Source organism: Luteimonas arsenica, from assembly GCF_004352825.1.
GTDB lineage: Bacteria > Pseudomonadota > Gammaproteobacteria > Xanthomonadales > Xanthomonadaceae > Luteimonas > Luteimonas arsenica.
Window position 1 is genome coordinate 739,321 of sequence record NZ_SJRW01000002.1, and the last position, 12,710, is coordinate 752,030.

13 protein-coding genes and 1 pseudogene are annotated in these 12,710 nt (G+C 71.9%); 5 read left to right on the plus strand and 9 right to left on the minus strand.

Features of this window, described 5'->3' with window-relative positions; translation table 11 throughout:
- Positions 1 to 6: 6 nt before the first annotated feature.
- From E2170_RS10890 to E2170_RS14055, 3 genes and pseudogenes are all read left to right on the plus strand, one after another.
- On the plus strand, positions 7 to 546 hold the full coding sequence (locus E2170_RS10890; protein ID WP_207914967.1) for a dihydrofolate reductase: 540 nt from the start codon (positions 7 to 9) through the stop codon (positions 544 to 546).
- Entirely contained in the window at positions 543 to 1,073 is a 531-nt protein-coding gene (locus tag E2170_RS10895) for a DUF4166 domain-containing protein (RefSeq protein WP_165942221.1), read from the plus strand. Before E2170_RS10890 ends, E2170_RS10895 begins: the two co-directional genes overlap by 4 nt.
- A gap of 13 nt (positions 1,074 to 1,086) precedes the next feature.
- Positions 1,087 to 1,179: pseudogene (locus E2170_RS14055) on the plus strand (DCC1-like thiol-disulfide oxidoreductase family protein); the annotation flags it as partial.
- A 16-nt stretch (positions 1,180 to 1,195) separates the two neighbouring features.
- On the opposite strand, the gene E2170_RS10905 reads toward E2170_RS14055, so the two are convergent.
- The 9 genes from E2170_RS10905 to E2170_RS10945 form a co-directional block, all read right to left on the minus strand.
- The gene (locus tag E2170_RS10905; RefSeq protein ID WP_133000674.1) at positions 1,196 to 2,053 is read right to left on the minus strand and encodes a symmetrical bis(5'-nucleosyl)-tetraphosphatase; all 858 of its coding nucleotides are present in this window, start codon (positions 2,051 to 2,053) and stop codon (positions 1,196 to 1,198) included.
- Positions 2,053 to 2,436, minus strand: coding sequence for a Co2+/Mg2+ efflux protein ApaG (gene apaG / locus E2170_RS10910; RefSeq protein WP_133000675.1), 384 nt, complete (start codon positions 2,434 to 2,436; stop codon positions 2,053 to 2,055). The genes E2170_RS10905 and apaG overlap by 1 nt, the downstream gene beginning before the upstream one ends.
- A 36-nt stretch (positions 2,437 to 2,472) precedes the next feature.
- Positions 2,473 to 3,282, minus strand: coding sequence for a 16S rRNA (adenine(1518)-N(6)/adenine(1519)-N(6))-dimethyltransferase RsmA (gene rsmA / locus E2170_RS10915; RefSeq protein ID WP_133000676.1), 810 nt, complete (start codon positions 3,280 to 3,282; stop codon positions 2,473 to 2,475).
- Positions 3,279 to 4,268: a 4-hydroxythreonine-4-phosphate dehydrogenase PdxA gene (pdxA, locus tag E2170_RS10920; RefSeq protein ID WP_133000677.1), complete on the minus strand. Its 990-nt coding sequence runs from the start codon at positions 4,266 to 4,268 to the stop codon at positions 3,279 to 3,281. The genes rsmA and pdxA overlap by 4 nt, the downstream gene beginning before the upstream one ends.
- A 1-nt stretch (position 4,269) precedes the next feature.
- Positions 4,270 to 5,577 carry a peptidylprolyl isomerase gene (locus E2170_RS10925; RefSeq protein WP_133000678.1) on the minus strand — a complete coding sequence of 436 codons (1,308 nt, stop codon included), beginning with the start codon at positions 5,575 to 5,577 and terminating at the stop codon, positions 4,270 to 4,272.
- A complete protein-coding gene (gene lptD, locus E2170_RS10930; protein WP_133000679.1) occupies positions 5,574 to 7,994 on the minus strand; it encodes an LPS-assembly protein LptD in 2,421 nt (806 codons plus the stop codon). The genes E2170_RS10925 and lptD overlap by 4 nt, the downstream gene beginning before the upstream one ends.
- A gap of 87 nt (positions 7,995 to 8,081) precedes the next feature.
- Positions 8,082 to 9,026: a histone deacetylase family protein gene (locus E2170_RS10935; RefSeq protein WP_133001179.1), complete on the minus strand. Its 945-nt coding sequence runs from the start codon at positions 9,024 to 9,026 to the stop codon at positions 8,082 to 8,084.
- 18 nt (positions 9,027 to 9,044) lie between these two features.
- A complete protein-coding gene (locus tag E2170_RS10940) occupies positions 9,045 to 9,599 on the minus strand; it encodes a cob(I)yrinic acid a,c-diamide adenosyltransferase (RefSeq protein WP_133000680.1) in 555 nt (184 codons plus the stop codon).
- A gap of 5 nt (positions 9,600 to 9,604) precedes the next feature.
- The gene (locus E2170_RS10945) at positions 9,605 to 10,201 is read right to left on the minus strand and encodes a hypothetical protein (protein WP_133000681.1); all 597 of its coding nucleotides are present in this window, start codon (positions 10,199 to 10,201) and stop codon (positions 9,605 to 9,607) included.
- 80 nt (positions 10,202 to 10,281) lie between these two features.
- On the opposite strand from E2170_RS10945, the gene ubiH reads away from it, so the two are divergent.
- A complete protein-coding gene (gene ubiH, locus E2170_RS10950; RefSeq protein WP_133000682.1) occupies positions 10,282 to 11,502 on the plus strand; it encodes a 2-octaprenyl-6-methoxyphenyl hydroxylase in 1,221 nt (406 codons plus the stop codon).
- Positions 11,499 to 12,689 carry an FAD-dependent oxidoreductase gene (locus tag E2170_RS10955; protein WP_133000683.1) on the plus strand — a complete coding sequence of 397 codons (1,191 nt, stop codon included), beginning with the start codon at positions 11,499 to 11,501 and terminating at the stop codon, positions 12,687 to 12,689. The genes ubiH and E2170_RS10955 overlap by 4 nt, the downstream gene beginning before the upstream one ends.
- The last annotated feature ends 21 nt before the right edge of the window (positions 12,690 to 12,710 follow it).

Genomic DNA, 12,710 nt, shown 5'->3' on the forward strand with positions numbered 1-12,710 from the left:
GCGCAGATGGTGCCGGGACGGGATGGAGGTGGCGGTCCGGCGATCATGCTCGTGGCCGCGGTCGATCGCCGGCTCGCGATCGGGCGCGGAAACGCGATGCCGTGGCACCTTCCGGATGACTTCCGCCGCTTCAGGGCGCTGACTCTCGGCAAGCCGATCCTCATGGGCCGGAAAACAGCGGAGTCACTGGGCCGCGCGCTGCCCGGCCGGCGCAACCTCGTGCTGACGCGCAGCGGGCGTGTCCCTTTCACGGGCATGGAAGCCGTGGCGTCACTCGACCAGGCGCGTGCGCTGGCCGCCGCGGACGGCGCCGCCGAGCTGTGCGTGATCGGCGGCGGCGAGGTCTACGCCCTGGCGCTGCCGCAGGCCTCGGTGCTGCACCTGACCCACGTCGACACCGTGGTCGAAGGCGCGGACGCCTTCTTCCCCGCCTTCGACACCGCTGCCTGGCGCGAAGTCAGTCGCGAGCGGCACCCGGTCGACGCGAAACATGCCTTCGCCTTCGATTTCGTCGATTACCTGCGTGCGGACGAAGCCGCGCCGTGAACACCGCGGACAACCTGTTTGAACGCCTGCTGCCCGAAGGCTTCGACCGGCTGCCGGCGACGGTCCGGCGGCTGCATCGCGCCAGCGGGCGGCGCAGCTACCACGGCGACGTCGTCGTCAGGCGCGGGCGTGGGCTGCTGTCGCGCCTCTGCGGTTGGGCCACGGGGCTGCCGCCCGCGGGCAACGGCCCGATCCGGGTCGACATCCAATCCACGCCCGACCGCGAAGCCTGGACGCGGCATGTCGCCGGCCACGCCATGTCGTCTCGCCTGTGGGGTGGTGGTGGACTGCTTCGCGAGCGCCTGGGCCTGGTGACCTTCGGCTTTCGCCTGCGCGCCTCTGCCGACGGCCTGGACTGGGCGGTCGAGCGCGTGCACGTGTTCGGCCTGCCACTGCCTGCGCGGTTGTTCGATGGCGTGCATGCGCGCGAATCCGAACGTGGCGGCCGCTACGCCTTCCACGTCGTCGCCGCGCTGCCGGGCGCGGGAGCGCTGGTCGAGTACCAGGGCGTGCTCGACGTCGACTGAGCGTTCCGGCCCCGTGATCGTGTTCGACGGCGTCTGCGTGCTGTGCAACGGCTGGGTCGGCTTCCTGCTCCGCCGGGACCGCGATGGCGTGTTCCGCTTCGCGGCCTGGGCTGATCATCACCTCAGTCGCGCTTTTTCCGTGGCTGCGGCGGATTCGCCGGCACGTCGCGCCCCGGCACCTGCACCACGCACAGCTCCTCGCTGTCCAGGCGCAGCGCGGTGAGCGTGCCGCCCCAGACCGCGCCGGTGTCCAGGGCGTGGATGCCGTGGCCGATGAACAGGCCCAGCGCCGACCAGTGGCCGCAGGCCAGCTTCAGGCCGCGCTCCACGCGCCCGGGGACTTCATACCAGGGATAGAGGCCGGGCTGCTGGGTGCCCGGTGCACCCTTTTCCTCGAAGGCGATGCGCCCGCGCGGGCTGCAGTAGCGCATGCGGGTGAAGATGTTGATGATCGCGCGCAAGCGGTCGTTGCCGCGCAGGCCCGGCGACCAGGCCGGGCGGTCGCCGTACATGTTGCGGAGCAGCCCGGCACGGTTCTTGCCGCGCAGCACGCGCTCGACCTCGGCGGCCATCGCCAGGGCATCGTCCGCGGTCCACTTCGGCGCGAGGCCGGCGTGCACCATCATCCAGCCCAGTTCGCGGTCGGCGTGCACCAGCGGCTGCATGCGCAGCCAGTCCAGCAGTTCGTCGCGGTCGGGCGCGAACAACACCTGCTGCAGGTCGGGGTTGACCTTGCGCTGCTCCGCCTCGCGGCGTTCGGAGATCGCCAGCAGCGAGAGGTCGTGGTTGCCGAGCACGGTCACCGCGCTCTCGCGCAGCGAGTGCACCAGGCGCAGGGTTTCCAGTGACTCGCCGCCGCGGTTGACCAGGTCGCCGCAGAACCACAGCCGGTCGCGCGCGGGATCGAAGCTGATCCGCTCGAGCAGCCGCTGCGTGGGCCCCAGGCAGCCCTGGAGGTCGCCGATCGCCCAGACCGCCATCAGTGCAGGGTGCGCGGGACGGCGAGGGTGAACGGCGGGATCGGCGCGTCGAAGCGGGTGCCGTCGTCGCCCACCATGCCGTAGCTGCCTTCCATCGTGCCCACCGCGGTTTCCAGCACCGCGCCGGAGGTGTAGGTGAACTGGTCGCCGGGCTCGATCCGCGGCTGCTCGCCGACCACGCCCTCGCCGCGCACTTCCTCGACGTGGCCGTTGCCATCGGTGATCACCCAGTGGCGATCGACCAGTTGCGCGGCATGGCGGCCGAGGTTGCGGATGCGGATCGTGTAGGCGAAGACGTAGCGGTCGTCCTCGGGCGCGGACTCCTCGGGCAGGAAGCGCGTCGCGATCTGGATCTCCAGGGTGTAGTCGGCGGTCTCGTCCATGCCAGCGAGTGTAAGCGCTCGGCGTGAATACCGGGACTAGGCCGCCGGTACGGCGTTGGCCAGGCGCACGAAATCGGCGACCGCCAACTGCTCCGCGCGCTGCGCAGGGTCGATCCCCGCGGCGGCGATCTGGTCGGCGCCGCACAGCGGCTGCAGCGCGTTGCGCAGGGTCTTGCGGCGCTGCCCGAAGGCCGCGCGCACGATCGCTGCGAAGCGCCCGGGATCGTCGATGCCGACCTCGGACGGGTCGCGCGGCACCAGCCGCACCACCGCGGAGTCGACCTTCGGCGGCGGCCTGAATGCGCCCGGGCCGACGGTGAACAGGGCGGTGACCCGACACCACGCCTGCAGCATCACGCTCAGCCGTCCGTAGACCTTGCTGCCCGGGTCGGCGGCCATGCGGTCGACCACTTCCTTCTGCAGCATGAAGTGCATGTCGCGCACGGCTGAGGCGTGGTCCAAGGCGTGGAACAGGATCGGCGAGGACAGGTTGTAGGGCAGGTTGCCGACCAGGCGCAGCGGGCTGCCGGCGGCCAGGGCGGTGAAGTCGACGTCGAGCACGTTGGCGTGGATGAGTTCGAGTTTGCCGTGGTCGCGGGCCCGCACGGTGAGCGGCGCCAGCAGGTCGCGGTCGAACTCGATCGCGGTGAGCGCGCCGTGGCGGTCGAGCAGGGGAAAGGTCATCGCGCCCTGGCCGGGGCCGATCTCGACCACGCGGTCGCCGGGCCGCGGATCCAGGGCGAGGATGATCTTGTCGACCACGCCGCGCTCGTGCAGGAAGTGCTGGCCCAGGGCCTTCTTGGCGGGCTCGCGGAAGCGGCCGTCGTGGCCGTCGTGCTGGTTCATGCGGGGGTGCTCCGTGCCGCGCGGGCGGCGGCCAGGCGGGTGCAGGTGTCGATGGCGGCGAACAGGCTGGACGGATCGGCCCGGCCGCTGCCGGCAAGGTCGAATGCGGTGCCGTGGTCGACCGCGACCCGGGGCCAGGGCAGGCCCAGGCTGATGTTGACCGCCTGTTCGAAACCGGCGTGCTTGAGCACCGGCAGGCCCTGGTCGTGGTACATGGCCAGGAGCGCGTCGAAGCGCGCCAGCTTCGACGGCAGGAAGGCGGTGTCTGCCGGCAGCGGGCCTTCCAGGCGCAGGCCTTCGCCGCGCAGGCGTTCCAGTACCGGGATGATCGTGTCGATCTCCTCGCGGCCGAGGTGGCCGTCCTCGCCGGCGTGCGGATTGAGGCCCAGCACCGCGACCACGGGGTCGCCGATGCCGAAATCATCGCGCAGCGCAGTGCGCAGGATGCGCAGCGTGCGTTCGAGCGATGCCGGCGTGAGCGCATCGGCGACGTCGCGCAGCGGCAGGTGCACCGTGGCCAGCGCGACGCGCATCGCCGGGTTGGCGAGCATCATCACCACTTCGCGCCCGGCGTGCGCGGCGAGCAGGCCGGTGGTGCCGGTGTAGGCGATGCCGCCGTCGTTGATCGCGGCCTTGTGCACCGGCCCGGTGACCATGCCCTGGCAGCGGCCGCTGTCGCAGGCGGCCGCTGCCGCGAGCAGGGCGCCCACGGTCGAGCCGGCGTTGGCGGGTTCGGGCACGCCCGGTGCCGCGACGCGGGCCACGGGGATGGAGTGCAGGACGGCATCGCCCGTGGGGCTGCGCAGGCGGTCGGCCGCACTGAGTTCCAGCGGCAATCCGATGCGCCGGGCGGCGGCGACCAGTAGTTCGCCGTCGCCGAAGACCTCGAGTTCCGCGTCCCAGCGCCGCTGCAGCGCGCGCGCGCACAACTCCGGCCCGACGCCGGCCGGTTCACCCGGGACCAGCGCGAGCCGGGGGCGCGTCATCTCAGCTGCCGTCGGCGACGCCGGCGGCCCCGGAGGCGGGGCGGATGTCGATGAAAGCCTCGCTGCGCATCTCGCGCAGGAAGCGGTTCCATTCGTCTTCCAGCTTGCGCTGGCCGATGGTTTCGCGGACCTGGTTGCGGCGGTTCTCCTCGCCGACATTGGCCTGGCGGCTGCCGGTGCGCTGGATGATGTGCCAGCCGGCCTGGCTCTGGAACGGCTGCGAGACCTCGCCATCCTGCAGCGCCGCGACCTGGTCGCCGAACTGCGGCCCGAAGGCCTCGTGCACGAACCAGCCGAGGTCGCCGCCGGTTTCCTTGGAGACCGCGTCGTCGGAGGCGTCACGGGCGACCGCGGCGAAATCCTCGCCACCGGCGACGCGTGCGCGCAGTCCGTCGATGCGCGCCTTGGCGGCGGCATCGTCACCGCGGACCAGGATGTGGCGCGCCTGGTACTGGGTGACGGTCTGCGCCGATCCGGCCGCCGCATCGCGGGTATCAACCAGCTGCAGCAGCTGGAAGCCGCTCGGCCCACGGACCGGGCCAAGGACCTGGCCCGGCTGCATGCCGCCCACCACGCCCACGAACGCGGAGGGAATCTCGTCCACGGTGCGCCAGCCGAGGTCACCGCCTTCGAGCGCATTGGGGCTGTCGGAATAGCGCACGGCCGCGGCCGCGAAGTCCATCTCCCCGCGCTCAAGCAGCGCCTTGATGCCGTCGATCTTCGACTGGCCGGTGGCGATCTGCTCCGGCGTCGCGCCGTTGGGCAGGGCGACCAGGATGTTGGCGAGGTGGTACTGGGTGCCGCCGGCCTGCTGGCTGGACATCGCGGCGTCGACCTCGGCGTCGGTGACCACGATCGAGGACTGGGCGAAGCGCTGGCGCAGGCGCTGGATGGCGAGCTCGTCGCCCAGGGACGCCCGGAATTCGCTGAAGGACATGCCTTCCATCGCCAGCTGCTGTCGCAGCTGGTCGGGTGTCATGTTGTTCTGGCGCGCGATGGTTGCAACCGCGGAGTCGAGCTCCTCGTCGGCCACGCGCACACCCGTCGCCTCGGCGCGGGCGGTCTGCAGCTGTACCAGGATCAGGCGTTCAAGCACCTGTCGGCGGAGCACCGCCTCGGGTGGCAGCTGATCGGCGCGCTCGCCGTACTGGGCGGCGATGTTGCGCACCGCGCGGTCGAGCTCGCTCTTCAGGATGACGTTCTCGTCGACGACCGCGGCGATGCCGTCGAGCGGCTGCACGTCCTGCGCGAAGGCATGCGGGACGAGAGCGGAAATCGCGAGGGCGAGGGGGAGGAGGGTCTTCTTCATTGAAAAATGTCGTCGTCCGAGGGCGGGTCGCCGTCGTCGTTGCGGACATCGGGCGGAGGCACCAGGTACAGGTCCTCGCGGTGGTAGCCGAGGATAGCACGGCGCAGGCGGCTGGCCGTCTCGGGGCCGGCGGAGCCCAGGCCCTTGAACTCGATTTCCAGCTGGATGGCGTCGTTCAGGTCGCCACGGAGATTGCGCACGTAGCGGCGCGCCACCAGGCGTGCCGCCATGCAGCAGCTGTCCCATTGCACGCCGGCGATGCCCTCCAGCATCTGGTTGTCCAGCAGCGAGTAGTAGTAGCGGCCGACCAGACTCCAGGAGGGATTGATCGGGTACAGGAAGGAGAAGTCGACCTGCTCCAGCAGGTCTTCCTGGTTGTTGGCGTTGCGGCGGTAACGGTAGGACAGGTTGACCACGCCGTCGTCGCCGATCAGGTAGCGGGCGCGCAGGCTGGTGAGGTCTTCCTGGCGGCTGTCGGGATTCCAGTGGTAGGTGCCGCCCACGCTCCAGCGATCGTTGATCTCGTAGCTGGCGTCGGCGATCCAGGCCGACTTGCCCTTCGGGATCACCTCCGAGGTGGGCGTAAGGCCGACGCGGGAGTCCTCGAAGTAGCGGATCTGGCCGATGCTGGCGGACAGCGTCTCCCGGCCGGTGCTGGAGTTGACCAGGCGGCTGGTCAGGGCGAGCGTCAGCTGGTTGGCGTCGGCCTGGCGGTCGGCGCCGGTGAAGCGGTTGTCGCGGAACAGCTGGCCCCAGCTGTAGGACATGCGCTGGGTATCGAAGCGCGGCAGCGAGGTCTGGTCGCGGTAGGGGGCGTTCACGTAGAACAGCCGGGGCTCCAGGGTGTGCAGGTGGCTTTCGCCGCGGAACAGGGTCGTGCGGTCGAAGAACAACCCGGCGTCGACCGTGCCGATCGGCAGGCTGCGCGAAGGCGAGGTGTCGGGCGCGTTGCCGCTGGTGTTGGCGAGCTGGCGGGCGAGCGCGTCCTCGAGTTCATAGGTGGTGTAGCGCCAGGCCAGCGTCGGGGTCACGAACCAGGAGGCCCCCTCGAGCGGCATCGATACCCAGGGCTTGACATCGAAACGGCTGCCGCCCGGCCTGCTCCGGCTGTTCGCGTGCTGGAAGCGCGTGAGTTCGGCCGATGCGCCGGCCACGAACAGGCCGCCGAAATCGTCTTCCCAGTTGAGATAGGCACGCGGCAGGCGGTGGAAAGGCAGGATGTTCTCGGTTCGCGTGTAGTCGCCGAGCTGCCAGTAGTCCGCCATCAGGCCGGCATCCCAGGTGCGGGCGCGGCCATAGATGCCGATGTCGCTCTTGGTCGAGAAGTTGGTGCGGCCGCTCAGGTTGCTGCTGGAGTCCTCGAGATAGCGGGGATCGCTGGTCCACCTCAGGCTGGCACGTGCCTGCCAGGTCGCGTCGAGGTTGTGGCGGCCGGAATAGCGGAACATGCCGCGATCGTCCTTGCGCCAGTTCTCGGGGCGGATGTTGTCGTCGATCTCCTCCTGGCGACCGTCGCGCGCGAGCTGGTCGGATGGAATCGCCTCGACGTCGAAGATGCCGCGGCCGCGTCGGGTGCGATAGCGGAACTCCGTACCCAGCAGCAGGCCGCGGTTGGTCATCAGCCGCGGCTCGAGCGTCATGTCGTAATGCGGCGCGAGGTTGAGGTAGATCGGCTGGCGCCAGTCGAAGCCGTTGCGGCTGGAATAGGAGATGCTCGGGTAGAGCAGGCCGGTCCGCCGCCGGTTGTCGGTGGGGAAGGCGAAGATCGGCACGTGCAGCACCGGGACCTTGCCCAGGCGCAGGGTCGCGCCGCGGGCGATGCCCTCGCCCTTGTCGTTGTCGATGTCGATGCGCCTGGCGCGCAGCTCCCACCAGCGGTCGCCGGGCGGGCAGGTGGAGTAGGTCGAGCCGTACAGTGCGCCCTGCGAGCCCTTCATCTCGATGCGTTCGGCGCCGCCGTTGCCGCGGCGCTCGGTCAGCTGGTAGGCGACGTTGTCGACCCGGTGGGTGTCGGCTTCCTGGTCGCCTTCGAGGCGCTCGGCGACCAGGCGCATGCCCGAGTCCTGGTAGCGGACGCGGCCGGTCGCGACATAGGTGGAGTCCTCGCTGCGGTACTCGAGGTTGTCGGCGCCCAGGAACTGGTCGCCGCGGCGCAGGGTCACGTTGCCGGAATAGGCGACGTTCTCGCCGTCGACGCCGTCCAGGTTGTCGCCGGCGATGTCGGTCGGCAGTGATTCGCGGTCGGCCGGGTCGCCGGTGGCCGGCTGGGCATCGGGGAACGCCGGCACCGCCTCTTCGAGCGGGCACAGCCCCCAGTCCGGCTCGATGTCATCGGCGGCCGTGGCGGCCGGATGGTGCGCCGCCAGTGCACAGGCGATGCACAACGGCAGCGGGAGCAGGCGGAGGGCTTGGCGCACGCGGGATTCCGGGGAACGAAGAGCGGCGGCTAGCTTGCCGCATCCCCCGGGCAGCGGCAATGCACGGAACGTGAACGCCGGCGGGCCTCAGGTCGGCGGCGCGCGCTGTCCCGAGGCACCGATGGCGACCAGTGCGCGCACGTGGGCGAGGCTGCATTCGGCAAGCGCTGCCAGGTCATAGCCGCCCTCGAGCACCGAGACCATGCGCCCGCCGCAATGCCGGGCGGCAATGCCGGCGAGTTCGCAGGTGAGCCAGGCGAAATCGTCGGCCTCCAGCTCGACGTGGGCCGCGGGGTCGGCGCGGTGGCCGTCGAAGCCGGCCGAGACCATCAGCAGCTGCGGCTCGAAGGCGTCGATCGCGGGCAGCAGGCGCTCGCGCCAGGCTTCGCGGAAGCGGTGGCTGCCGCTGCCCGGCTGCAGCGCGGCGTTGTGGATGTTGCCGACGCCGCGTTCACGGGGATTCCCGGTTTCCGGGAACAGCGGCATCTCGTGGGCGCTGGCGTAGAGCACCCGCGCTTCGCCGGCGAAGATCGCCTGGGTGCCGTTGCCGTGGTGGACGTCGAAGTCGACGATCGCGATCCGCGACAGGCCGTGGCGTTCGAGCGCATGCGCCGCGCCCACGGCGATGTTGTTGAACAGGCAGAAGCCCATGGCGTGGGCCGGCGTGGCGTGGTGGCCGGGCGGCCGCACGGCGCAGAACGCCGTATCGGCTTCGCCGGCCATCACCCGATCCACCGCGGCGACCACCGCGCCGGCTGCGCGCAGGGCCGCCTCCGGCGAGCCGGGCGAAAGCACGGTGTCGGGATCGAGTTGCATCAGGTGGTCGGGGGCGGTCTCGAGCACGGCATGCAGGAGCAGCGGCTCGTGCACGCGCAGCAGCTGGCCGCGGGTGGCGCGCGGTGCCTCCAGCCATTCGATGCCGGGGACGTGGTCGCGCAGCGCCGTCACCACCGCGCCCAGGCGCGCGGGCGTCTCGATGTGGCCCGGCCCGGTGTCATGCCCGAAGCAGGCGGCGTGGGTGAAGACCGGCAGCCGCTTCGGGCCCACCACTCAGCCCCGGCGGCGCTCGTGCTGCCAGGTGACTTCGCCGTGGCCGTCGACGCGGGACAGTACCCGGCAGAGCACGAACAGCAGGTCGGAAAGGCGGTTGAGGTAGCGCACGGCCTGTGGCCGCACCTCTTCCACGCGCGCCAGCGCCACCGCGCAGCGCTCGGCGCGGCGCACCACCGTGCGCGCGACGTGGCAGCGCGCCGCGGCCTCGCCGCCGCCGGGGAGGATGAACTCCTTGAGTGGCGGCAGATCGGCGTTGAAGTGGTCGAGCTGCTGCTCGAGCCGGGTGATGTCGTCGTCGTCGATGGCGGCATGCCCCGGGATGCAGAGCTCGCCGCCAAGGTCGAACAGCTGGTGCTGGACGGAGGTCAGCAGGGCGTGGACGGCCTCGGGCACGCCGGCGGCGAGCACGACGCCTATCGTCGAGTTGGCCTCGTCGACGGTGCCGTAGGCCTCGACCCGGAGCGAGTCCTTGCCGGTGCGGCTGCCGTCGCCCAGGCCGGTGCTGCCGTCGTCGCCGGTGCGGGTGTAGATCTTCGAGAGGCGGTTGCCCATCGGGCTCAGCGCTTGTCGTGCTGGTGCGCGGGGGTGGCGTTGCGGGCCACGACCTCGGCGACCACCTGCGCGACCGCGGCCGCGGCCACGAACATCGCGGTGGCCTTCAGGTAGGGAAGGAACCAGTGGCCGTAGTTGGTGGCCCAGCCGCCAACGGTCGGCTCGGCGACCGCAGCCGACAGCCAGTAGAAGCCGCCCTGCGCGAACAGGTGGCACACCGCGGTGGACACCACCACCGCCAGCGCCAGGCGCGCCAGCGCAGCGGGGCTGGCGCCGTGGTAGTGCTTGCGCAGCCAGTGGCCGCCGGCCCACATCGCCGCGTGCGCGGGCACCAGCATCCAGTAGCCGGGCGAGACGCAGTAGTGCGAGAAGAAGTCGATGCCCTGGCGGCTGATCACCAGGTAGTCGATCAGCACCGCCAGCGCCATCAGCGCCGGGAAGGCCCAGCGCACCCAGTTGCGCAGGTAGAAGCCGCCGATGAAGAACACCGCCCAGGACGCGTCCGGCACCGGGGTGAAGTGGTTGAAGACGTGGCTGCGCGTGGCCGCCATCAGCAGCACGAGCAGCGACAGGACGATGGCGCGTTGCAGGTGGGTGTTCATGGCGGCCGCGGCTCCGGGGACAGTGCTGGAATCCGGCCATTCTAGCGAACCGCAGGGCCGGGCGGCCGTATCATGCCGGGATGACGGCGACTCACGACGTGGTGATCATCGGCGGCGGCCTGGTCGGGGCCAGCCTGGCCATCGCCCTGGAGGGCAGCGGGCTCGGCGTGGCCATGGTCGAGGCGGCGCCCGCCGCGGCGATGCCGGCGGTGTTCGACGAGCGCAACCTGAGCTTCGCCGAGGCCACGGTCAATGCGCTCACGGCACTTGGCGTGATGCAGCGGCTGCGGGCACCGACCGGTGCGATCACGAGGATCCATGCCAGCCGGCGCGGCGACTTCGGCCGCGTCGTTCTGGAGGCGGCCGACCATGGCCGCGCGGCCTTCGGCCAGGTGGTGGTGGCGCGCGACTTCGGCGAGGCGCTGGAGGCGCGGCTGGGCGAAGTGGCCGGGCTGGCCCGGCATCGCGGGACGCGCTTCACCGGTTTTGCAGCGGACGAGGACGGCCACCGTGTGCTCGAACTGGCGGGCGAAGGCCCGTCGCGGCTGCGTGCGCGGCTGGTGGTGGCCGCCGACGGCGCGGCCAGCGGCGTGCGTGATGCGCTCGGCATCCCGGCCATCCGCCACGACTACGGCCAGGTGCTGATGGTCGCCCGGCTGCGTGCCGCGCGCGCGCCCGACGGCACGGCCTACGAGCGCCTGGGCGACCACGGCCCGACCGCGCTGCTGCCGCGCGGCGACCGCGCCTGGGGCCTGGTGCACGGCGTGGCCGCGGCCGAGGCCGCCGCCGTGCAGGCGCTGGACGAGGCCGGCTTCCTCGCGCGCGTGCAGGACGCCTTCGGCTGGCGGGTCGGCCGCCTGCTGGGCGTCGGGCCGCGCAGCGCGTACCCGGCGGTGGCGGTGCGCGCGGAGCGCACCGTGGCCGCGCGCGCGGTGCTGGTCGGCAATGCCGCGCAGAGCATCCACCCGGTGGGTGCGCAGGGCTTCAACCTCGGCCTGCGCGATGCCCTGATCCTGGCCGAACTGCTGCGCGCTTGCGCGCAGGCGGGCGGCGACCCGGGCGATGCCGCGCTGCTCGCTTCGCATGCGGCGCGGCGCGATGAGGATCGCCGGCGCACGCTCGAATTTTCCAATGGCCTGGCGCGGCTGACCGCCAATCCCGAGCACGGAGCGTCGCTGCTGCGCAGCGTCGGCCTGCTTGCGCTCGCGGCGCTGCCCGGATTGCAGGCCAGCCTGGTCGGCGGTGCGATGGGCTACCGCGGCGACGTGCCCGAGGCCTGCCGCACGGGAGCGGTGCGATGAGCCGCGGGATGGTCGACATCGCCGTGGTTGGCGGCGGCGTGGTGGGTGCCGCCGCGGCGCTGGCGCTGGCAAGGCTCGGGCTGTCGGTGGTGCTGGTCGAGGGTCGCGCGCCGCCGCCGTGGTCGGCCGCGAAGCCCGACCTGCGCGTCTTCGCCTTCGCCCATGACAACGCCGAGCTGCTTGAATCCATCGGCGCCTGGGCTGGGATCGAGGGTCGCGACGGCCTGCCCACGCGCCTGCAGCCCTACCGCCGGATGCGGGTGTGGGATGCGGGCGGGGACGGTGAGCTGGCCTTCGACGCCGACCGCCTGGGCCGGCGCGAACTGGGCTGGATCGTCGAGAACGCGCTGCTGGTCGACCGCCTCTGGGCCTGCCTGCCGGGAGCCGGCGTCGACCTGCGCTGCCCGGCGCGGGTCGAGGAGTTCGAGCAGGACGATCGCGGTGTCCGCCTGCGCCTGGACGACGGCCGACGGGTGGCGGCGCGGCTGGTGCTCGCGGCCGACGGCGCCGGCTCCACCCTGCGCCGGCTGGCCGGGATCGAGGTCGGAGGGCACGGCTACGACCAGTCGGGGGTGGTCGGCTACGTGCGCACGGAGCACGGTCATGAGGCCACGGCCTGGCAGCGCTTCCTGCCTGGCGGGCCGCTGGCCTTCCTGCCTTTCGCCGACGGCAGCTGTTCGATCGTCTGGTCGCTGCCGACGGCCGAGGCCGAAACCGCGCTGGCCATGGACGATGCCGCCTTCGGCGAGGCCCTGGGCCGCGCCTTCGACCACCGACTGGGCCGGGTCCAGCCCTGTTCGCCGCGCGCGGCCTTCCCGCTGCGCCTGCAGCTGGCCGAACGTTACGCGGCCGGGCGCGTGCTGCTGCTGGGCGATGCCGCCCACGTGGTGCATCCGCTGGCCGGGCAGGGCGTGAACATCGGCCTGCGCGACGTGGCGGCGCTGCGTGATTCGGTGGCCGCGGCGGTGGCGCGGCGCCAAGCCTGGGATACGCCCCAGCGCATCGAACGCTGGGCGCGCAGCCGGAAGAGCGAGTCCACGGTGGCCGCACGCGCCTTCGACAGCATCAACTGCGTCTACACCAGCGATTCGCCGGCCGCCGTGCTGCTGCGCGGCCATGCCCTGGGCCTGGCCGGGCGGCTGCCTCCCGTGGCCGGCGCGCTGTGGCGCCGCGCGGCGGGACTCTGAGACCCACCGCGCGGCGGTCGC